Here is a 22,438-nt window from a genome sequence, read left to right on the forward strand (position 1 = left end):
CGGGTAGACTGAAACCTTCAGATGGAGTTGATTGTTGTGGCCAAATCAGCTTTCTCCGATATCAAGTCCATAGCGGTTATCGGCAATTACGCTCCCCGCCAGTGCGGTATTGCCACTTTTACGACTGACCTTGTGGAATCCTTGTCCAGGGCGGTGGGTGAAAACGCCTGCTGGGCGCTGGCAATGAATGATCAACCCGAAGGGTATGATTACCCGGGTAAAGTGCGTTTTGAAATAAACCAGCACCAGTTGAAGGATTACCGGCTAGCGGCTGATTACCTCAATATCAGCCATATCAATCAAGGTGAACACAGTGATGTGGTGTGTGTGCAGCATGAGTACGGTATTTTCGGGGGGCCGGCGGGCAGTTACATTCTGGAGTTACTGGGCAAGCTGCGCATGCCCGTAGTCACTACACTGCACACGGTGTTACCTGATCCTGATCCCAAGCAGCGAGCCGTTTTACGTCAGTTGGCTGATCTTTCCGACCGACTGGTAGTGATGGCGCACAAGGCGGTCGATATCCTGCAGACCCACTACGATATTGGCCCCGACAAAGTGGCTTATATTCCGCACGGTATACCCGATATGCCCTTTGTGGACCCTAATTATTACAAGGAACAGTTTGGGCTGTTGGATAAAAAAGTCGCTCTCACCTTTGGGCTGCTGTCGAAAAACAAAGGCATTGAGTATGCCCTCAAAGCGATGGCGCGCGCCGTCAAATCGTGCCCCGATCTGGTTTATGTGGTTCTTGGTGCCACTCATCCCCATGTCCTGAAGGCCGAAGGAGAAGACTACCGAATCAGTCTGGGTCAGTTGGTACGCAAACTCAAACTGGAAAAACACGTTATTTTCCAGAACCGGTTTGTCACCTTGGACGAGCTGTGCGAGTACCTGGCGGCTGCGGATGTGTATATTACCCCCTATGTGGAGGAGAACCAGATCACCTCCGGCACCCTGGCCTACGCCATGGGCACGGGCAAACCGGTGATTTCCACCCCCTATTGGTATGCTCAGGAGATGTTGGACGAGGGACGGGGGCGGTTGGTTTCCTTCAAGGATTCGGACGCAATGGGCGAAGCTCTGGTGGACTTGCTGAGCGATGATGCCGAGCGGCACAGAGTGCGTAAACGTGCCTATGATTTCAGCCGAAGCCACGTGTGGAGCCAGGTGGCGCAACGGTATCTGCAACTGTTCAGGGAGGTCAAAGCCGAGCGCAGTCGCTGCCCCAGGCCTTATCAGTCATCTCCCAGCCTCTCCGGTCGCTTGGGGTTGTCGCAAGAGCTGCCGGAGCTGAGACTGGACCACTTGGCAGCCATGACGGACGACACAGGCATGCTTCAGCACGCCCGTTACAACATTCCCGACCGCGATCACGGCTATTGCACGGACGACAATGCCCGCGCTCTGATGGTAGCGGCTCAAGCTTGCAGTCTTGCGCCGGAGCAGTCCGATTTGCCCCGGCAACTGGCCGACCGCTACCTGGCGTTTCTTCTGCACGCCTTCAACCCGGACGCCGGTGGTCGTTTCCGCAATTTCATGAGTTATGACCGCCGCTGGTTGGAAACCCGAGGCTCAGATGACTCCCATGGGCGTGCCCTCTGGGGGCTGGGCACCACGATTGCGCTCTTGGGGGCTGGTCAAAGCCTGCCCGTGGCTACCAGCTTGTTTAAAGCGGCGCTTCCAGTTGTAGAGGAGTTTCCCTATGTTCGGGCTCAGACCTTTGCGCTGCTGGGGCTTTGCGGATACCTGAGCGTGTTCTCGGGTGACTCTGAAGCCCGGCGGATTGCCACTGAGCTGGCCGAAAAACTCTACCGAGCGTTTACAAAGGCGGATGACCGGGAGTGGCCCTGGCCGGAAGACGTGCTCACTTACGACAACGCGCGCCTACCTCAGGCGTTAATCGTCGCGGGCGAGTGGTTGGGACGGCGGGATATGGTGGAAAGCGGTGTCAATAGCTTGTCCTGGCTGGTGGATGGCCAGTTGGAGGGGCCTCTGGGCGAACAACATTTTGTCCCCGTGGGTAACAACGGTTGGTATCCCCGAGGCGGCCACAAGGCGCGTTTTGATCAACAGCCTTTGGAAGCCAACGCCATGCTGGACGCTTGTTTGGCCGCCTACCGAGCCACAGGAGAGGAGCTCTGGCTGGAGCGAGCCATGATTGCCTTTAACTGGTTTCTCGGACAAAACGACTTGAGCCTGTCCCTTTATGACGCCAAAACCAATGGGTGTTGCGACGGGTTACAGAGCGACTGCGTCAACCTCAACCAGGGAGCCGAGTCGACTTTGGCCTGGTTGCTCTCGGTAGGGGCTTTGCAGCTCTTGTCCGAGCAGCAAGTGTTGCAGCCGAGAGGGGGCGAGGTATCAGTCGAGGTTCGGTCAGAGGAGGTCTAGCTGTGCGAATAGCCATGCTCTCACCCATTGCCTGGCGCACGCCGCCGCGTCACTACGGCCCCTGGGAGCGCATTGTGTCCCTGCTCACAGAGGGATTGGTCGCGCGGGGCATGGATGTAACCCTGTTTGCCACTGCTGACTCGCGCACCCGAGCGAGGCTTCAAGCTGTCTGCCCGTGCGGTTACGAGGAGAATGAGCGTCTGATTCCCAAGGTCTGGGAGTGTCTTCATATTTCAGAAGTGTTTGAGCGGGGTGGGGAGTTTGATCTGATTCATAACCATTTCGATTACCTGCCGTTGACATATTCGGCCATGACGTCGACACCAGTGGTCACCACAATCCATGGCTTTTCTGATCCAGGCATCTTGCCGGTCTACGAAAAGTACAACGGGCGCTGCCATTACGTCTCCATCAGTAAGGCTGATCGGGTCCCCTCGCTGGATTACGTTGCCAACGTGTATCACGGGATCGATCTGGACAACTTCACGCTCCGTGAGGTGCCTGAAGATTACCTTCTGTTTTTTGGTCGTATTCATCCGGATAAAGGAGCGGCCGACGCCATAGAGATTGCCCGGCGCAGTGGTAAGCGGCTGGTTATGGCCGGCATTGTCCAGGATGATGATTACTTCAATCGCTATGTGGAGCCAGCGCTGAAGCCGGGCAAGGTTGAGTATCTGGGCAGCGTCGGCGCCGAGCGTCGGAATCGCCTACTGGGTGGAGCCTTGGCTCTCTTGCACCCGATCCATTTTGATGAACCCTTTGGTCTGTCCGTGGTTGAGGCCATGGCGTGTGGCACACCTGTGATCGCCTACAGACGAGGGAGTATGGCCGAGGTGATTGATTCGAACAGGACGGGTTTTCTGGTCAGGGACCAGGACGCCGCCGTGGACGCTGTAAAACGTCTGCCTGAATTGCAACGTATTGACTGCCGGACTCACGTGGAGCGGCATTTTTCCGTCGAACGTATGGTGGAAGACTACATTCAGGTATATCGGCATATTGTCGACGTTCGACTGATGGGAGCAGAGACTTTGCAAACGGAGAACTAACGGGAGAAACTATGCATAGGGTTCCCAGGGTTAGACGACGCAAGTGGAAGTTGATGCCCGACTCGGGACGGGTCATTTGTCGGCCCCATATCCCAGGGGGCAACCCGGATCAACTGCGCAACCTTATCCAAAGAGTGTTGGATATGCCGGAGGCACAGGTCCGGGAGGTATTGTCTCAGGTTCAGTTGGACTTCTCGGATCGGCACCGCAACCTTCCCCGCATTCTGGAACGTCACTTCGATCTGGTGGCGCATTGTGTACCCGATGCATATTCACTGACGGCCTGTCAGCGGGAGTTGATTGGCGCCTACGTGACCATGGAGTACGCCTACTCCTCCGCGGCTCTGTTCAATCCCTCCATCGTGCCTCATCCGGATCAGACGGGTCTGGACTCTCGTGATCTGCGTTTTGTGCTTAGTCTGAGAGCTGTAGGCGAGGGTCATATATCTTCGATCGAATTTCGTAGCGGCGTGATCGGGGCCAACGGCAACGTCTTGTTTGATCCGGTCAGTGACTACGTCGAAACTCCAGTTCGTCAAGCGAACCCCATCTATGACAGGGGGCTGTTTACATTGAAGCTGGAGGACATGAATGTTGACCAGAATATTGCGCAGACACTGATGGAGCGGTTACCTGCCCGGTTTGACTATCGCACGCTGCAGATTGAGCTGAATGGCCTGTGTCACCAGCTGGACTACGAGCCTGCTGTTGTCAATCGGACTTTCTCGGCCGTTAACTGGCTGGCCAACTCCAATTACGAGCTGGACTTCGATCCGGGCAGACCCATTTCCGAAAGAGTGCTCTTCTCGACTTCAGAGCTTGAGCGAAGCGGAGTGGAGGACGCCCGTTTTGTCCAGTTTCATGGGGACGGTGGTGACTGCACTTATTACGCAACATATACCGCCTACGACGGTGCTAATCTGCTACCTCAGTTGATCGAGACACGGGACTTCGTGCATTTCAAAATGTTTACTTTGAGTGGTCGAGGGGTTCAGAACAAAGGTATGGCGCTTTTCCCGAGAAAGGTTCACGGCAAATACGTCATGCTCTCCCGTCAGGACGGTGAAAACAACTACTTGATGGTGTCTGATAACCTGCACGTGTGGAAAAGCTACAGCACTTTACAGGTCCCTGCCGAGCCTTGGGAATTTGTGCAATTGGGTAATTGTGGTTCCCCGTTGGAAACCCGTCGGGGCTGGTTGGTCATTACCCATGGGGTGGGGCCCATGCGAGAGTATTCCATTGGAGCCATTCTGCTCGACAGGGATGAGCCGAGTCGGGTGATAGCCCGGTTGCGACGTCCTCTTTTGCGACCTCACCAGGAAGAGCGGGAGGGTTATGTGCCCAACGTGGTTTACAGCTGTGGCTCATTGATTCATCAGGGTGAACTGATTATGCCCTACGCCATGTCGGATATCAGCAGTGGCATGGTGAGTGTGAATGTGGATGAACTGATCGACTGTATGGATCCGATTTGATAGCAAAAAGGATTGAAGCGATGTTTCGACGGTGATTATCGAAGTTAGAACATAGGAGATACCGACATGATTCTTCCCGTGGTACTTGCTGGCGGTTCTGGAACCCGGCTCTGGCCGCTGTCCCGAACCCATTATCCGAAACAACTGCTCAAGCTCTTTGGTGATGCCACCATGTTGCAACAGACCCTGCAGCGTCTGGAGGGGCTGGAAGGCCTGGGAGACCCCTTGGTAGTGTGCAACGAGGAACACAGATTTATGGTGGCCGAACAGCTACAGGAAATCGGCCAACATCAAGCGACTATTCTGCTTGAGCCGGTCGGGCGCAATACGGCGCCAGCTTTGGCGTTGGCGGCATTGCATGCCTGTGAACTGGAGGACGACCCAAAGCTTTTGGTATTGGCTGCCGATCACATCATACGCGACGTGCAGGCTTTTCGCAGTGCCGTACAGGTCGCCTTGGTAAGTGCCGCCAAGGGTAAATTGGTGACCTTTGGCATTCGTCCTACTTGCCCTGAAACCGGATATGGCTACATCAAGACGTCGGAGCAACCGGATGTCGAGGGGGCCCACCAGGTCGAACAGTTCGTGGAAAAACCCGATTTGGCCACTGCCGAACGGTATCTGGAGCAAGGTGGTTTTTACTGGAACAGCGGAATGTTTGTCTTTCGGGCTCAGCCCTTTTTGGATGAGTTGCGACGGTATTCACCACAGGTGGTGGAGGCCGTCGAGGCCGCCTATCGAGAGGCCGTCAAGGATATGGACTTTGTGCGCACCAGTGCTGAGGCCTTTGCTCGGGCACCGGAAATCTCCGTGGATTATGCCGTCATGGAGCAGAGTGATAACGTGGTCTGTGTGCCTATGGATGCGGGCTGGTCCGATGTGGGCAGTTGGCAGTCGTACTGGGAGCTGTCCGAAAAGGATGAAAGGGGTAACAGTTTGGTTGGTGATGTCTTTGACTTTGGTTCCCGAGATACTCTCGTATACTCCCGGGACAAGCTGGTGGCAACCTTGGGTGTCGATAACCTGATGGTCGTGAGCACCCCCGATGCTGTCCTGGTGGCGGATAAAAACGCCGCACAGGACGTGAAAAGAATCATTTCCCTCCTCCGCGAGCGGGGTCGCAGTGAGCATCTGCAGCACCGGGAGGTTTACCGCCCTTGGGGTTGTTACGATTCGGTAGACCAGGGCACTCGTTATCAGGTCAAACGCATCCGGGTGAAACCCGGAGCCAGTCTTTCCTCACAAATGCATCATCACCGGGCCGAGCACTGGGTCGTCGTCAAGGGTACCGCCAAGGTGGAAAAGGGAGACGAAACACTGCTTTTGTCGGAAAACGAATCGACCTTCATTCCATTGGGCACTCGGCACCGGCTCAGTAATCCCGGCAAAATTCCTCTGGAGCTCATTGAGGTCCAGTCCGGGGCCTACCTGGGAGAAGACGACATCGTCCGCTTTGACGACCATTATGGGCGTGCTTGACTGGCCTCCTGAGAGGGTGTCACCGCGTTTCGTGGCCTGACACCCGATCAGCCCTTTGTTTCCCGCCTCAATATCCCGTAAAATACCCGAGTAAATCAATCAGGTATACGCCTGTCCCAGTATTGGAGGCCCGCACGCCACTATGGTCAATGTACAGATCACCGAATCCGCCCAGCAGTACCTCAAAGAGCTTCTGGACAAACAGAAGGACAGTGAGGGCGTCGGAATTCGCATGTTTGTTGCCAGCCCGGGAACCCCCCAGGCCGAGACCTGCATTGCCTACTGCCGCCCCGGCGAAGAAAAGGAAGACGACGAAATTGTCGAACTGACCGGCTTCAAAGCCTACTTTGAAGGTCGCAGCCTGCCCTACCTGGAAGACGCCAAGGTCGACTACTCCCCGGATCGGATGGGCGGGCAGCTCACCATTCGGGCGCCCAACGCCAAAATGCCCCAGGTCAACGACGACAGTCCCCTGGAAGACCGCATCAACTACGTCCTGTACAACGAAATCAACCCGGGCCTCGCCTCCCACGGCGGCAACGTCAGCCTGGTGGAGATTACCGAGGACAACTATGCCGTGCTGCGCTTCGGCGGCGGCTGCCAGGGCTGCGGCGCGGTGGAAGTGACGCTGAAAAACGGCGTTGAAACGACGCTGAAAGAAAAACTGCCCGAGTTGGCGGGTGTTCGGGATGTGACCGACCACACCGACCGCACCAACGCTTATATCTGACGCGATCCGCCGCAAGCCCGGTGTCCTATCCGTGTTAACGGATGTAAAGCCGGGTTAAAGCCCGGTAAAAGCGCTGCCAACCCGGTCGCATCTCCCGCACAATAGCCGCTCCAATAAATGCAATCAGGAGCGGCAACAACGGATGGTGTATTCCCGGCGGTTATTCAAAAAGGTGGCTGTTGTCACCGCGCTCATTCTGCTCACCCTGATATTGGTCGGACTGTGGCCAAACGGCTCCGATGAGGAGGCCCTCGCCAGCGTGGAAGTGCGGCGTGGCAATATCGAGGCGCTGGTCACGGCGACCGGCGTGTTGCAACCCCGAACCTATGTGGACGTCGGAGCCCAGGTGTCCGGCCAGTTGGAAAGTCTGCATGTGCAGGTGGGGGATGAGGTCAAACAGGGGGATCTCCTGGCGGAAATCGACCCCACGGTGTACCTCGCCCGTGTCGACGGAACCCGAGCGCAGTTGCGCAACCAGCAGGCGCAACTGAAGGATCGCAAGGCACAACTGACGCTGGCCGACATTCAGCTCCAACGCCAGAAAAACCTCTTCGCCGAAGACGCAACCACCCGCGAGGCACTGCAGAGTGCCGAGGCCTCACTGCGCTCTGCAGAGGCGCAGATCGAAGCGCTGACCGCCCAGATCGAACAGACCCAGTCCACCTTGCGTGCCGAGGAAGCCAACCTTGAGTACGCCAAAATTTACGCCCCCATGGATGGCACCGTCGTGACCATTGACGCCCGTCAGGGGCAGACGCTGAACGCCTCCCAGACAACCCCGATACTGATGCGCATTGCGGACCTCGACACCATGAGTGTTCAGGCGCAGGTCTCGGAGGCGGATATTGGCCAGCTGGAAACGGGCATGCCGGTCTACTTCACTACCCTGGGCAACCAGGGGCGGCGCTGGGAAGGGGAGTTGTCCCGGATTGAGCCGACCCCCCTGGTCGAAAACAATGTGGTGCTCTATTACGCCCTGTTCGATGTGCCAAACCCCGGCGGCCGCCTGCTGCCCCAGATGACAGCCCAGGTATTTTTTGTCGCCGGCGCCGCTGACGATGCCCTGGTTGTTCCGGTATCCGCACTGCGCTATGGGGGCCAGGAGCGGCGTGACGCCGGGACGGACTCCGCCAGCGGTCGACCGGCGACGGTGTCTGTGGTGCGTCCCGGTGCCGCGCCGGAGTTGCGGAACGTGCGTGTCGGCGTCACCGATCGGGTGCACGCGGAAATCCTGTCCGGTTTGCGTGAGGGCGAGCGGGTTCTGCTCAGTGGACCCGAGAGTCGTAACCGGCGTGAGCAGGGCAATCGCCTCCCCCGGATGTTCCGCTGATGCCGAGTACCCCCATATTGAACCTGTCCGGGGTTACCAAGAGCTACCATAACGGCGAGCTCGAAACCCGGGTACTGCATGGCATTGACCTGACCGTTTACCCGGGAGAGTTTGTCGCGATCATGGGCGCGTCCGGCTCGGGGAAGTCGACCCTGATGAATATTATCGGGTGCCTGGATAAGCCCACAGACGGCCAATACTGCTTTAACGGGCGCGACGTCGCCCACCTGTCGGCGGATGAGTTGGCCCAGTTGCGTCGGGAATCCTTTGGTTTTGTTTTCCAGAGCTACAACCTCCTGCCCGGCGCCAGTGCGCTGGAAAATGTCGAGATGCCGGCGATCTACTCCGCGCTCACGCCTGCCCAGCGGCGCGAGCGGGCCCGGGAGCTGTTGTCCACACTGGGACTGGCCGACCGGCTCGACCACAAGCCCAGCCAATTATCCGGTGGCCAACAGCAGCGGGTTTCAATTGCTCGAGCCCTGATGAACGGTGGCCAGATCATTCTTGCCGACGAGCCGACCGGCGCGCTGGACAGCCATAGCGGACGCGAGGTGATGGCTCTGTTGCAGTCCTTGTCCGAGCAGGGCCATACGATTGTATTGATCACTCATGATCCGGCCGTGGCGAAGCACGCCCACCGGCGCATCGATATCAGTGACGGTCGGATTGTCGCCGATCCGGGCGCGGCTGAACCGGTATCGGGCGCGGAGCCGCCGTCCGACCAACCCGCGGCCGATTGGCACCGCGACCCGCCGTTCCGCAATGAACTGACCGAAGGCACCAAAACCGCATTTCGCTCGTTGGGCAGTAACCTGTTTCGAACGGCGCTGACCCTGTTGGGGATTGTGATTGGTGTGGCCTCGGTCATCACCATGCTGGCCATCGGTGACGGTGCGCGCCAGGACGTGGTGGACCGGATCAGTTCCATGGGGAGTAATCTGTTGCTGGTCCGACCCGGCGGGCCGGACCAGCGCGGTGGGCGCTGGAGTGTGACCACTCTGGTTCCGGAGGACATGGACGCAATCAACCAGACCGTGCCCAATATCATCGCCGCGATTCCCGAACTGACCGGCGGTCAGACGCTGCGTTATGGCAACTCGGATCATCGCGCCGAGATCAACGCGACCTCGTACGCGTTTCCGGCGGCGCGCCAGTGGTCGGTGGCGCGCGGCAGTTTTTTTACCCTGGAGCAGCAGAACAACTATACGTCGGTGGCGGTATTGGGACAGACCGTCGCGGACTCGCTGTTCGGCGAAAAATCCCCGCTGGGCGAGTACATCATGATTCACAACGTGCTCTTCCAGGTGATCGGGGTCATGGAAGAGCGGGGCGCTTCCCCCATGGGACAGGACCAGGACGACGTGGTGCTGGTGCCCTATACCACCGGAAGCCTGCGTCTGTTTGGCCAACAGCACCTGCGCAATATCACCGTTGCCGTGGCGGATACCGACCGGATGAATGCCACCCAGGATGCGGTTCATCAACTCTTGCTGCAACGCCACGGCACCGAGGACTTCCAGATTCGCAACATGGCCTCGTTGATTGAAGCCATTTCCGAAACCCAGGATACCCTGACCTGGTTGCTTGGCTCCATTGCCGCCATTTCCCTGTTGGTTGGGGGGATCGGGGTGATGAATATCATGCTGGTCAGCGTCACCGAGCGCACCCGGGAAATCGGTATCCGCATGGCCACCGGCGCGCGAACACGACATATTCTGCAACAGTTTTTGATTGAGGCGCTGGTGGTGTCCGCCCTGGGCGGGTTGATCGGCGTCGTATTGGGACTGTCGGTGGCGGCGGTACTGAGCTACTTTGGCACACCCATTTACTATTCCCCGTTGCCGGTGGTGCTGGCATTCAGTTGCGCGTTTGCCACCGGCCTGATTTTTGGTTATCTGCCCGCGCGCAAGGCGTCCCGGTTGAATCCGGTCAACGCCCTGGCCACGGAGTGAACGCGATGAAATGCAACGTTTTTGCCGTATGCTGCAGCCTGAGTGTTCTGGTGGGGTGCGCGAATATCGATCCTGTGCCGCGCCCCGACATCGATGCCGGTCTGACCTGGAACAGTGCCCTGGCCGCATCCGGCGCGAGTGAGGACGGGAGTCCCTCAGCGAACTGGTGGCAGACGTTCAGCGCTGAACCTCTCGATACCCTGATGCGGCAGGCCTTACAGAACAGCCCGGACCTGATGGCCGCAGAGCAGCGCCTGCGCCAGGCGGATTGGCAAATGCGCGCCACGGGCGCCTCGGTGTATCCCAGCGTCAACGTCGGGGCGGCGACCAGCAGGCGCAGTAACCAGGACATCGAAGGTGATAGCCGCTCTTCGGAGTCCACGTCCACCAATCTCGGGTTGAGTTATGAGCTGGACCTGTGGGGTCGGGTGGCCGCGGAACGGGCCTCCGCCCGCGCTGGTTTTCGGGCCAGTGAACAGGATTACCGCGCCGCTTACCTGAGTCTGACCGGCGCCATTGCCAACACCTGGTTTGAATATCAGGCGCTGCAGGCTCGCATTCAGATCGCCCTGGATAATATTGCGCTGAGCGAGCAGGTAATGAATGTTGTCCAGGTGCGCTATCGCAATGGCGTGGCCAGCGCGGCGGATGTGGCTCGCCAACGCACCAACCTGCTGTCCCAGAAGGCGCAGTTGCCGCCACTGGAGTATCAGATGGAGCAGACCCGCCGGGCGCTGGCGGTACTGGTGGGCGAGGTGCCCCAGACGCTGTCGGTTGAACCACAGGCACTCAGCGACATCCGTTTGCCGGAGCTGAAGGCTCAGCCGCCCGTGGAGGCCATTTTTGCGCGGCCGGATGTGGCTCGCGCCGAAGCGCAGCTACAGGCCGCCGATGCGGACGTGGCGGTGGCTCGCCGGGCGTTTCTGCCCTCCCTTAGTTTGAGTGCCGGTTTCAGCTTATCGACGGCGGAACTGTTTTCGTTGAGTGATGCGCGTGAATCCGACAACACCGGCCTGTCCCTCAGTCAATTGATTTTCGATGGTGGCCGAACCCGCGCGCGGAGCCGTCAGGCGGAGGCGAGACGTCAGGAACTATTGGCTCAGTACCGGCAGACGCTGCTGGTGGCGTTGCAGGAAACCGATGATGCCCTGGGGCGTGTCACCCTGGAAGCCGGACAGGAGATAAGCGATCAGGCGATTCTGGCGGAAGCGGAACGGGCTTTACGGCTTACGGAAGTGCGTTATCGGGAGGGCAGTGATGACCTGTTGACCCTGATCGACGCCCAGCGGAGCCTGTTTCAGGCCCGGGAGCGACTGGTCGAGCGTCGCCTTGATCGTTTATCAGCGGCGGTGACCCTTTACCAGTCGCTCGGCGGCTCAGGACAACAGTAAGCTCAACTATTCGAGCTATTTGATTATTGCATCATACTCGCCGTAGCGTCCTTTGATCGGTCCGCGACGAATGCTCAGGGCGATAGCTGTTACACCGCAAAACAGGCCCGCCAATAGAGCGGCGATGTCTGCCGAGTAGGCAAGCGGCGTCACTAGCAGAATCAGCCCAAGGGGAACAATCAGCCACCGAAGCGGTCGGGCGGACTCCGCCAGGGCAATGCCCGCGACGGTGATCATCAGCGCCCCCACCAAATGGTCCCAATTGGCCAAAGCGCCGTCGTTGCCCAGTGTCACGCGGGTAAACATCAACCAGACGCCGATGACTATCACCAGCGCCAGACTCCAGGGGAGATTGACACCGGTGATCACCGAGTCTCTGAGAATACTCAGCGGGTTGCGTTCGAAGTGTTCCCGCTCGGAATCAGTTCGCCCCTCATCCGTATCGCCGGTAAAAAAGACCTTCAGTACAGGGGCGCCCGCTTTATGGCGCCGAAGCAGGAACTCGCCGGTGGCAACAAATTCGTTAAAGGCGTAAGCGATCTGCAGGAGCATCAGGGCTGCCATAGCGAGGCAGAGCGTGCACCAGGTGCCAATCAGGATGGGCTGAATGATGATAAAGGTGATCGATACCACCCCGAGCGGGACAATCAACACACCGAATGAGGCTACCAGCCAGGGCATGGTGCGCCAGCGTCGGGTGCTGCCTGTCAAACCGATCAACACTTCAAGGGCGTATACAATCGCGCCCAAGCCCGCATCGGCTACGGGAAACGATTCCGAAATCTCTGAGGTGGTAATGGCCTCTGTCCCATTCTTACCGTCGGCCCCCAGGCCTGTAAAGAAGGGATCCCATACCCCATCAATGTACCCGAGCTGATAGGCTGCCATATAACGGGAAATAAAAAAGCCGACCAGAGCGAGGGCAATGACCGGTAGCCGCTGGAGCCAGCTCGAAGGATTGTTATCCCAGCCCGGGGGATAGAGCGGGCCGGTAGTGGCGGCTACCGGAGAAACGCCGGGTGTCGGTCGCACCGCCGCTGAAAATCCGATCGCCAGCATCCCCACCAGAGTGCCATTCAGGTAAGCGGAAGCATTGTCTGTCCAGAAAGCCAGCGGGGCAAACAATACCCAGAGTCCAATGAGCGAGCAGACCCAGCGTGCCCAAGCCATTTTCCACGACAGAGATGCAGCGGCGAAGCCGATCAGCAACACTCCGGATCCCCAGTCACTGTAGGCCAGACCCGTGTCGGCGTAGCCCAGCAGTACCGGCGAGGAGATAAGCCAGAACCCCAGCGCTACGTTAATGAAATGTGCCCAGATCGTGTTCCCATGCGCTTGGCGGAACTCCCGTTGGTGTTGGACGAACAGCCGCTGCGGATTGTGTCCGTGCTCATCGGCTTCTTCGAGCCAGTCAGGAGGCGTAATGCCATTGGCTTTGTACCAGCCCAAAGGGTCTTTCTTCAGCTTTTCGACAATCTTGGGCAAAGTGTCAAACAGCGTGTGCTGGGGAGACCAGCCCAGTTGCTCCCGCGCCAGGCGCGTATCCAGCTCGTAGTGATCGTCGGCCAGATCAATCATGAAGGGACGAATAAAGGGCTTTTCGCCTTTATCGAAATCATCCGGGATCACCGCCTCACCTTTCTCTTCAACAAAGGCGCCGGTTTTGGCGATGGGCTTGGGTACCGATACCGTAGCCCAGTGCTCTTTTCCATGGATCAGTTCGCCCAGCCGGTTTTGCAATGCTTCATAGGTGTCGCAGCGTTCTTCGCCCACCAGAATGGCATTTTCCCTGGGCAATTCCTTACGCCGCTCCAGGGTCAGCCTGAAGGCTTCGATCATATCCTCTTTGTGAATGCAGGCCTGTCCAACGCCCGTGTTGCCCGCGTAGAGGTGACTTTTCAGATTGTGTTCATAGATACGGACAATTTGATGTGCCAACGTGGGGACACAGTGAGTTTCATCATAGAGACCGGCAAGCCGAAGTAGTGTATAGGGCATATCGCCGGCATATTCGCGAATGACCGCCTCGGTTTCCGCCTTCGATTGTGGATAAATCCACTGAGGTTGGATCGGTGTGTCCTCATTGATGCGTTGGCCCGGCGAGAGTGGTTGGTGGACCAGCATGGTGCTGGAGTAAATAAATCGCTCCACGTCAAAGCCTCGGAGCCCTTCGAGCAGGTTGCGTGTGCCTTCGACGTTGACTTTTCGGTAGAGCGGTGAATGCTTTCCAGAGAAATCAAAATAAGCGGCCAGATGAATGACCGCAGCGATATGACGCCCGCACTCTTTTGCGACTGTTTCGAGAGTCAGTTGAACGGAATCGGAAGCGCTGAGATCAAATGTGTAGCTCGCATCCGCTTCATCGCTCTTGGCAATATCCAGCGCCACAATGCGATAGTGATCGCGCAACGCCCGGGTGAGCGCGGTACCGATAGCGCCCGCACCGCCGGTGATTAATACGACGGGTTTCTCGCGATTGTTCGCCTGTCTGTTACTCATAGATCAGCTCCCGTTCGCGGTTGATAGAAGGCGAAGAGTGCGTCACTGATGACGATCCATCATATTGACGGCAATTGAAATCTAGCACTTCGATTGGGAGGGTGCAATTGAACCGGCTAGAGATTGAGAGTATCAACAAAAAAAGAGCGCCATATGGCGCTCTTTTTCATTGCGGAGAAAGGAGAGAGCGATTATCCGCGCTTCTTAAGGTGATCTTTAATTTTATCTCGCATATCTTTCAGAGCGCGTTCGGTAGTCTCCCAATCGATACAGGCATCGGTAATCGACACCCCGTACTTCAGATCCTTCAGATTTTCCGGAATCGGCTGGTTGCCCGCGCCAATATGACTCTCCACCATCAGGCCGATGATCGAATCATTGCCTTCCATAATCTGGTTGGCCACGTTCTCCATCACCAGCGGCTGAAGCTCATGGTTTTTGTTGGAGTTCGCGTGACTGCAGTCGACCATGATATTGGGCGGATTGACCCCGGCCTTCTCCAGTTCCTGCTCGCACATGGCAACACTGACCGAATCGTAATTCGGCTTGCCGTTACCACCGCGCAGCACCACATGGCCGTAGGGGTTGCCACGGGTGTGGATAATCGATACCTGGCCCTCGGTGTTGATCCCCAGAAACCGGTGCGGCTTGGAGACTGACTTCAGGGCGTTGATCGCCACGGTCAGACTGCCATCGGTCCCGTTCTTGAAGCCCACGGCGCCGGACAGGCCACTGGCCATTTCCCGGTGCGTCTGGGATTCGGTGGTGCGGGCACCAATGGCGGACCAGCTGATCAGATCCTGCAGGTACTGGGGTGAAATCGGATCCAGCGCCTCGGTAGCGGCGGGCAGGCCCAGCTCGGCAATATCCAGCAGCAGTTTGCGGCCCATATGCAGACCTTTCTCGATCCTGAATGAGTCGTTCAGGTCGGGGTCGTTGATCAGGCCTTTCCAGCCGGTCGTGGTCCGTGGCTTCTCGAAATAGACGCGCATCACCACATAGATGGTATCGCTGACCTCATCGGCCAGTGTCTTCAGACGCTGGGCATAATCCATCGCCGCGTCCACATCGTGGATGGAGCAGGGGCCAATTACCACAAAAATCCGCGGGTCCTTACGGTCGAGGATATTGCGAATGGTTTCCCGCCCCTGGGTGACAACCTCCCGGGCCTTGTCGGTCATCGGCAGCTCGCGCTTGAGGTCGGCCGGTGAGATCAACAGCTCCTGGGAGACAACGTTGAGATCGTCTATTTGCGTGTCGGTCATTAGGGTTAGTCCATAGAGTGTTTCGAGAATACGGCACCATTCTACTGAAAATGGGGCACTTTTTGGGAGAAATTTGCCGATGGGGTTGATAGTTTTTGTTGTTTTGTAGCGCGGTATTTGAATTGCGTCACTCCGAGGATGACGCTCCGGCTGGGCATACCCTTGAGAGACACGCCGTGAACCCGTCCATGGGGGCTCATCACCCGCCGTCCAGGCGGGTGACGGTCTCTCAAGGGTATACCCAGCCTCCGCAGTGCCAGCGTAACGTTTCGGGAACTAGCGATCACACAACTATCGAGATGGCACTGAGGGGCGGGGAGGGGAAAGCCTTTCAAGACCGTAAGCGGAGGGACTCCGCGCGTCGAGCCCCCAGGGGCCGCTCTATGGCTCCTGCCATCGCGGCATTCGTGCATCCATGCACATCATGGGTTTACGGCGTGTCTTGAAAGGCTTTCCCCTCCCCGCACCGGACGTGATGCACCTCCAAAGTGTTACGGGTTGACCTCCACCAACCGCTTTTCCGAGGCCAGCAGCGGAAAATACAGGGCGGTTTTGATGGGGCGGGTTTCGCCCAGGTCCTGCATTACCCTGGCATAGCGCGCTAACTGCGGCGTATAGGTCGCCACCTCCTGCGCCACAAACGCCTCCGGCGACTGATCCGTCTCCGGTTGGCTGCTCTTGTAATCCACAATCCAGCGCACACCGCCATCCACAAACGTCCGGTCAATCACCGACTCCCGGACCTCGGTGCCCACCACATGATGAATCGCCCGTTCACAGGCACTGTCCTCATGAGTCGGGTCCAGCAGCCAGCGGCCATCCGGGTCGGTCAGCGTCTGATGCAGACCCCAGCGAATCTTCTCCAGAGCCTCCGCAATGGTCTCCGGCTCCCAGCCGAACTGGCGCAACTGCAAGGTCCAGAATGGTCGCTGCTGCTCCGCCCAGGCCTCCGACCAGGCGTCCAGTGGCTGCTCGGTCAGACGCTGCAACTGGTTGTGCAACACCGTGCCCGTATGGCGGGCCAGGCGGGCGGCCGGGGCTTCCACCTCGGGGATGTTTTCCTCATCGCCAAACTCCCGCCCCCGGTACGCCTGTAACACGGTCACCTCGGTGGGCGCCGGTGCCCGCCAGTCCGGGGCCAGGCGGAGGATGTGCTGGAGTCCTTCGTAGTCGCTATCACCACCGGAGGTGACCGCGGGCACCTGGGTGCCCGTCGGGGCGCTCAACATCTGCGGCTGAACGGGCTCCCAGATGGTGCGTAACAGAGAGCCCTGGCGGGGCGCGCGAGGCTTGCCGCTGCGCGCATCCAGCCCCACGCAGGCCACCAGGTGCAGCCGCTTTACCGCCCGGGTGCATCCCACGTACAGCAACCGGGTGGCCTCAAAACCGTCCCGCAGCTTGGCTTCGTTGCGCATAAACTGATAGAGCGGGTCGGTGTCGGTGCCGGTGGGTGCCAGCGGCCCCAGCAGCAGTTGGCGTTCGCCGGCCTGGTTGATGCGCTGCTGCCAAAGCAGCAGCTCCTTGTCGTCGCTACTGCTCGCCCGGTCCAGGCCCGGAATGATGACGGTGTCGAACTCCAGCCCTTTGGACTTGTGCAGGGTCATCACCTGCAGTCGCGGGTTGGCATCGGCGCGGGGCGCGGCGAACAGGCTTTCCACGCCGCGCTCGAAGGTGTTCCAGTCCCGCAGGCCGCCACCGTGCTGGTGTTTTTCCAACAGGTTGAAGTAACTGGGAATATCCTGGGCGTCGCCGGGCTCGGCGAGCAGGGCGGGGCCGCCCAGGGCCAGCCAGATGCCTTCGATCCACTGGCGCAGGGGTTTGCGATGACGCTCCCGCCAGGCGGGTTCCAGGACGGCCATCAATCGGTCCAGACACTGCCGACCGGTATCGGTGATGCCCGGGACCTGATCCCGAAGCTGTAATTGCCGCCAGATCACCGGCCAACCGTACCTGGGCCAGGGGTTCTGCACACCGAGATCGGTGGTGACCAGTGCGTGCAGGTCGTGCAGGTCCAGACCGCACCAGGGGGCGCGCAGGATCGAGAGCCAGGCGATGCGATCATCCAGATTCAAGAGGGCCCGGGTCAGCGACATCAGGTCGACAATGGCCATACGACTGGCGAGTCGGTCAATTTCCGTGGCCTGCCAGTGCAGGCCGCGCCGGGCCAGGGCGGGCAGAATCCATTGCAGGTGTGGCCGGCTGCGTACCAGAATGGCCACCGAATCCTCATCATCGGCGGCCAATGCCCGCTCGGCGAGTTCCGCCACCGACTCGGCCTCCTGCAACTGTGCCAGCGTCTTGTCCGGGCTGGCCTCGGGATGGCTGGTCTCGCTGTCGGCCTCCTCCGAGTCGTTCTGATGCAGACAGCCGTAAAACTGCACCGCCTCGCCCTCCAACGGCGCGTTGAAGGCAATTGACGGTGAGTAGCGCACGGCCCCGCGACCGATATCGTCCCGGGCGGGAAAGGCCCGGGAGAAAATGTCGTTGACCCAGCGCACGACGTTGGTCTGGGAGCGGAAGTTCACGGTCAGATCCAGCGCGGTCATGGGCACCTCGCCGATGCCATGCTCGCGGGCGTCCAGAAACAGGCCGACATTGGCGTCGCGAAACCCATAGCAGGACTGCATACCGTCCCCCACGATAAACAGGGTGCGGCCGTCGTCGGGTTGCCAGCCCGCAGTCAGTTGTTCCAGCAGCCGCAATTGCGGGGCCGCCGTATCCTGAAATTCATCCACCAGAATATGCTGGATGCGGTAATCCAGTTTGAGGGCGATATCCGAGGGGTTTTCTTCATCCCCCAGAGCGAAACTGGCCGCCTGGGCAATGGCGCTGTAATCGGTGGCGCCCAGCTGTTTGAATACCAGGGTCAGTTCGGCGCTGAGCAGGGGGAGCAGCCGGGTCAGGCTGTCGAGCAGTTGCCACTGACTTTCCGTGTACTCCGCCGGGGGCAATTGGCGCACGGCGTGCAGTTGCTCGGCCAGGTCCGGGGTGTCCTCCTGAATCTGTGCGACCCACTCCCCGTACTGCTCTTTCAGTGCGGCGCCGGGTTTGCCCGCGGGAAAGCCCTCTTTTTTGGTCAGTCGTTTGCGCCACTCGCCCCTGGCGGTGAGCATCAGCTCGGCGAGCGCCTGCCAGTCGGCCACCGCCGCCGGGCCCGGATCGGGCAGGGCGGTGATACCTTTCAGTCGCAGAATCGGGCTTTCCGGGTTGTCCTGCTCGACGTTCGTGGCGGCCTGATCGGCCAGGTGGCACAGCTCGCTGGCGTGGTAGCCGATGCCGTCGGTCACCCGGCTCAGCTGTTCTTCAATCACATCCCGCAGCACCGCCTCCAGGTAGGGGCGGGCGTGGGCCTGCTGGGCCTCGAGCATCACGCCCAGCCACTGGTCCCGCTTGGCCAGCAGACGCATCAGCAGCGTTTCGATGGCCGGCAGATTGGTGTCCAGGTGACGCAGCAGGCGCTTCAGGTCCTCGCGGACGGTGTCGTCGGTTTCCAGTCGGGCCAGGAACTGATGCACGGCCTGGCGGTAGGCGAGTTCCGGGGCATCCAGGGTGTCCGGTTGCGCGCCGAGCTGGCTGTCCAGGGGCAGTTGCCGGGTGATGGCCCGGCACAGACTGTCGATGGTCTGGATGCGCAGTCGCTGTGGGCTCATCAGCAATTGCCACTGGCACTCTTCGTCGCGCTGCAAGACCGCCTGAGCCAGACGCCAGGTGCGCCGGGCGTGGGGGTTTTCCGGCTCCGGCTGCTCGGCGGCCTCGCGCAGGGCCGCCATGATGCGGTCCTGCATTTCCCCGGCGGCCTTGCGGGTGAAAGTGATCGCGAGGACTTCTTCGGGAGCGTCGCAGCGGGCCAGCAGGGTCAGGACGCGCTGGGTCAGCAGGCCGGTTTTGCCCGAGCCGGCGGGCGCGGCCACCGCAAAGGAGCGGGTCGGGTCCAGCGCCGCCTGCCGTGCGTCGAAGTCCGGTGGCGCATCGGGGCTGAAGGCACCGTGGGGGAGGTTGTCCAGTGTTGTTGCGTCCATAAAGGTATCGTTGTCAATTTATACACGGGTTTTCGGTGGATCGGTCCGACGTCTCGGAGGGGCGAAAGCCCCGTCATCCACCATCAATTTGGGGCGCGGATCGCACCATCACGGGATAAACCGTGCGATGGTGTCGGCTTCCAATATCCGGTTTAACGGCACCAACTGCCCGCTGTATCGCTGCGCCTTGGCGTCCTTGAAATCCACCCGGGCATCGCCGGCCATAAAGGTCCGGGCCAGGTCGCTCAATACCTCACGCCACTCGGCCCGTTGAGCGTCCCAATCCTCACTGGGTTTTACCCCGGGCGGGGGCGTACTCAGGGCACCGAGGCCAATCCACTGCAGGGCCTTGGGGTTGAGCTGCGCGAAGGCGATTCCACTCACCGGATCTTCCTCGGTGACCGCATACAGCGGCAGTTGCGGCTCGTCGGGGCGCGGGCCCTGCCACTGATTGGCATTGAGATCGGCGCCGGTCTTGTAGTCGATCAACAACCGCTCGCCGTTTTCCAACTCGTCGATACGGTCGATAAAGAGCGTCAGGTTCAGGCCGTTGAATTCAATCTGCCGACGTTGCTCGGTGGCCACCACCCGAAAGGGCGGACGGCCTTTTTCGAGCGCCAACCAGCGCTCGATCATCAGGCTCAACCGCTCCTGCTCCAGTGCGCAGTACTCCGGCCCCAGCTCTCGCGGCCGTCGCTGACGGATTGGCGCCAGAGTCTGTTCGCACGCGCGGCTGATCAGTGCTTTCAGGGCGTCTTCCTCAATGGCGTGCAACTGAGCGGAGTCCCGCAGGGTTTTCCAGACGGTGGCCAACACGCCGTGCAACACCGTACCGCGCTCCGCGGGGGACAGGCCCAGGACCGGCGCATCCGGGAGCTGAGCCCCCAGACGCAGTTGGGCGAAGGCGTTGAACGGGCAGGCCGCTTGATGCTTAAACAGCGAGCTGCCACCGGGCGCTTTGCTGCCGGCGGTGATACCGGGCCCCCTGGCGCTGTGTACCGGTGTGAGTACTCGGGCTTCCCCCAGGGCGGCCTCGAAGGCCTGTCGGGCACTGATGGGTTCCGGCACCAGTTCGGCCAGTGGCGTTTCCGGCAGGGCGCGAATCAGGGGGCTGGGTGACAGGTCGCCCTGATCGTCGCTGTGGGGTGCGCTGAATACCACCTGCTCGGCACACTGCCGGTAGTGGTCGGTCAGGCTGCGGGCAAAGTGCAGTTCCCGCTCGGCACTGGCGTGGGGCATCTGCCGGTCCCGCTGTAGTTCGAGCGGTATCAGGGGGTTGGGGGCGGGTACCGGTGGCCATTGGCGCTGATGCAGGCCCAGTACCCAGCAGTGGCTGAAACGCAGGCCGGCGCCTTCCAGTGCCCCGAGAATCTGAATGGGTGAATCCGGGGTCTGGGCCTGAAACGGGGTCTGCTGGGCCAACTGGTTCAATTGGCTAAGGGCCTGGCTCAATGTCAGGTCGGCGCCGGTGGCCTCAAGGGCGGCAAAGGTTTCCAGCAGCTCGTGCCAAAGTCCCAGTTGCTGGAACTCCTGGCTGTCCAGCCGGCGCGGGCCGGGCCAGCCCAGGGTATCCAGCTGCTGGCGGAATGTCCCGGCCCACTGGCGGGCGCTGCCGGAGCGGGGCAGGCGCCGCCGTTGCTCATCAAGCAGTTGCAGACGCCGGTTCAGCGTCGGGGTCAGCTCCGACGGTTCGGACGAAAGCGCCGTGCTGTCCTCCATCTGGTCAAGCCACTCTGTGATGGCCTGGCCATGGAAGCGCAGGTCGCTTCCGGTGAGCTCAAACTTGCCCTGTTCCCGTAACCGGGTGACCCACTGCGCGCGCAGCACGGTTTCTTCGCTCCCCCAGAACGGGTTCTGGAGCAATTGACACAGTTCGTTCAGCGGCCATTGGTCCCGCAAGAGTCCGAGCAGGCTCAGGGCGGCGTGTATCAGCGGGGTAGTGCCCAGCGGCACCCCGGCCGAGAAGTTGAACGGCAGGGTATAGCGCGGCGTTCCCGGCAGCGGAACGGTGGGTTCAAAAACCTCGGCAAAGACCCGCTCCACCTGATCCCGTCGTTGGCCCAGGTCCGGGACGATGATACCGATGACGGCCTCCGGTGAGGTCTGCAACTGGCGGAGGCTCCACACGGCGGCCGCGCGCAATTCGGTGTCCGCATCCGGGGTCGATACGCGATGCAGGCGGTTGTCGGTAGTACCTTTGGGCGACAGGGCAATACGTTCGCGCGCCGCGGCCTGCAGAATGCGTTGATGGAGCGGTGGCAGATCGTCAAAACCCAACAGCCACAGTCGGGGTTCCGGCGCCAGTGCGCCGGACTCATAGGCCTGGGCCACGATGGCCTGACCGGCTTCCGGCGTCATCAGGCGACGACTCGCCAGCCGCTGCTCAAACAGCTCGGCCCAGCGCAGAAAGCTGCGGCCATTCCCGTTGAGGTAGAGGTCTTCCCGGAGTGTGTCCGGAGAGACCTCCCATAGCGCGAGCGCGCGCAGCGCCGAGTCTGCTTGCTGGGCCAGAGGGTCGGCCTGGAGCAGTGCCTGGGCCTCGTCCGACTGGCCAATCACCTGTTCCCAGACCCACTGACGCTGGTGGCGGCTGGCCAGAGCGCGGTCGCAGCCGGCGTAGCCCCGGGTGACCAGGGTCTGCCACTGCTCGTCCAACCAGCGGTTGAGGGGCCATACCCGTGGGGCCTCCCAGGCCGCTTTGCCCTGTTCCCGCTGGTATTGGCTCCAGGCCTTGAGCAGGTGGCGGCGCAGCCGGTCGTTGGCGGTGATGATGGGCTCACCGGCATTCAGGGCCGGTATCAGGGGGGCCAGGTCAAAGAGAGAGGTCGCCATGGTGCTCCGGAGTCTGGGTC

The 22,438-nt window shown here is 60.1% G+C and carries 12 protein-coding genes; 8 read left to right on the forward strand and 4 right to left on the reverse strand.

All coding sequences use genetic code 11. The annotated features are described in order from the left end of the window. Positions 1-36: 36 nt before the first annotated feature. The 8 genes from OOT55_RS04255 (at position 37) to OOT55_RS04290 (ending at position 11,803) form a co-directional block, all read left to right on the forward strand. A complete protein-coding gene (locus tag OOT55_RS04255) occupies positions 37-2,394 on the forward strand; it encodes a glycosyltransferase family 4 protein (protein WP_265367904.1) in 2,358 nt (785 codons plus the stop codon). Positions 2,395-2,396: 2 nt separating this feature from the next. Further along, a complete protein-coding gene (locus OOT55_RS04260; RefSeq protein WP_265367905.1) occupies positions 2,397-3,443 on the forward strand; it encodes a glycosyltransferase family 4 protein in 1,047 nt (348 codons plus the stop codon). Positions 3,444-3,586: 143 nt separating this feature from the next. After that, the gene (locus OOT55_RS04265; RefSeq protein WP_265367906.1) at positions 3,587-4,921 is read left to right on the forward strand and encodes a glycoside hydrolase family 130 protein; all 1,335 of its coding nucleotides are present in this window, start codon (positions 3,587-3,589) and stop codon (positions 4,919-4,921) included. A 66-nt stretch (positions 4,922-4,987) separates the two neighbouring features. Beyond that, entirely contained in the window at positions 4,988-6,400 is a 1,413-nt protein-coding gene (locus OOT55_RS04270; protein WP_265367907.1) for a mannose-1-phosphate guanylyltransferase/mannose-6-phosphate isomerase, read from the forward strand. Between the two features lie 142 nt (positions 6,401-6,542). Continuing rightward, the gene (nfuA, locus tag OOT55_RS04275; RefSeq protein WP_024460018.1) at positions 6,543-7,130 is read left to right on the forward strand and encodes a Fe-S biogenesis protein NfuA; all 588 of its coding nucleotides are present in this window, start codon (positions 6,543-6,545) and stop codon (positions 7,128-7,130) included. Between the two features lie 172 nt (positions 7,131-7,302). After that, complete coding sequence (locus tag OOT55_RS04280; RefSeq protein ID WP_265367908.1) at positions 7,303-8,460, forward strand: efflux RND transporter periplasmic adaptor subunit; 1,158 nt, start codon at positions 7,303-7,305, stop codon at positions 8,458-8,460. Continuing rightward, entirely contained in the window at positions 8,460-10,412 is a 1,953-nt protein-coding gene (locus OOT55_RS04285) for a MacB family efflux pump subunit (protein WP_265367909.1), read from the forward strand. The genes OOT55_RS04280 and OOT55_RS04285 overlap by 1 nt, the downstream gene beginning before the upstream one ends. Before the next feature lie 5 nt (positions 10,413-10,417). Further along, positions 10,418-11,803, forward strand: coding sequence for an efflux transporter outer membrane subunit (locus tag OOT55_RS04290; protein ID WP_265367910.1), 1,386 nt, complete (start codon positions 10,418-10,420; stop codon positions 11,801-11,803). A gap of 15 nt (positions 11,804-11,818) precedes the next feature. On the opposite strand, the gene OOT55_RS04295 is transcribed toward OOT55_RS04290, so the two are convergent. The 4 genes from OOT55_RS04295 to OOT55_RS04310 form a co-directional block, all read right to left on the reverse strand. After that, a complete protein-coding gene (locus tag OOT55_RS04295; protein WP_265367911.1) occupies positions 11,819-14,302 on the reverse strand; it encodes an NAD-dependent epimerase/dehydratase family protein in 2,484 nt (827 codons plus the stop codon). 191 nt (positions 14,303-14,493) lie between these two features. After that, on the reverse strand, positions 14,494-15,567 hold the full coding sequence (locus OOT55_RS04300) for a 3-deoxy-7-phosphoheptulonate synthase (RefSeq protein WP_265367912.1): 1,074 nt from the start codon (positions 15,565-15,567) through the stop codon (positions 14,494-14,496). 491 nt (positions 15,568-16,058) lie between these two features. Next, positions 16,059-19,586: a UvrD-helicase domain-containing protein gene (locus OOT55_RS04305; RefSeq protein ID WP_265367913.1), complete on the reverse strand. Its 3,528-nt coding sequence runs from the start codon at positions 19,584-19,586 to the stop codon at positions 16,059-16,061. A 108-nt stretch (positions 19,587-19,694) separates the two neighbouring features. Then, entirely contained in the window at positions 19,695-22,418 is a 2,724-nt protein-coding gene (locus OOT55_RS04310; protein ID WP_265367914.1) for a PD-(D/E)XK nuclease family protein, read from the reverse strand. Positions 22,419-22,438: the final 20 nt, after the last annotated feature.

Origin of the sequence: Marinimicrobium sp. C6131, assembly GCF_026153455.1 — a bacterium.
Classification (GTDB): Bacteria; Pseudomonadota; Gammaproteobacteria; order Pseudomonadales; family Cellvibrionaceae; genus Marinimicrobium.

What these genes read in the sequence shown, in the direction of transcription:
- OOT55_RS04305 (WP_265367913.1), bottom strand. Translation starts at nt 19,586, where the DNA reads ATGGACGCAACAACACTGGACAACCTCCCCCACGGTGCCTTCAGCCCC.
- OOT55_RS04265 (WP_265367906.1), top strand. Translation starts at nt 3,587, where the DNA reads ATGCCGGAGGCACAGGTCCGGGAGGTATTGTCTCAGGTTCAGTTGGAC.
- OOT55_RS04300 (WP_265367912.1), bottom strand. Translation starts at nt 15,567, where the DNA reads ATGACCGACACGCAAATAGACGATCTCAACGTTGTCTCCCAGGAGCTG.
- OOT55_RS04310 (WP_265367914.1), bottom strand. Translation starts at nt 22,418, where the DNA reads ATGGCGACCTCTCTCTTTGACCTGGCCCCCCTGATACCGGCCCTGAAT.
- OOT55_RS04285 (WP_265367909.1), top strand. Translation starts at nt 8,460, where the DNA reads ATGCCGAGTACCCCCATATTGAACCTGTCCGGGGTTACCAAGAGCTAC.
- nfuA (WP_024460018.1), top strand. Translation starts at nt 6,543, where the DNA reads ATGGTCAATGTACAGATCACCGAATCCGCCCAGCAGTACCTCAAAGAG.
- OOT55_RS04290 (WP_265367910.1), top strand. Translation starts at nt 10,418, where the DNA reads ATGAAATGCAACGTTTTTGCCGTATGCTGCAGCCTGAGTGTTCTGGTG.
- OOT55_RS04295 (WP_265367911.1), bottom strand. Translation starts at nt 14,302, where the DNA reads ATGAGTAACAGACAGGCGAACAATCGCGAGAAACCCGTCGTATTAATC.
- OOT55_RS04270 (WP_265367907.1), top strand. Translation starts at nt 4,988, where the DNA reads ATGATTCTTCCCGTGGTACTTGCTGGCGGTTCTGGAACCCGGCTCTGG.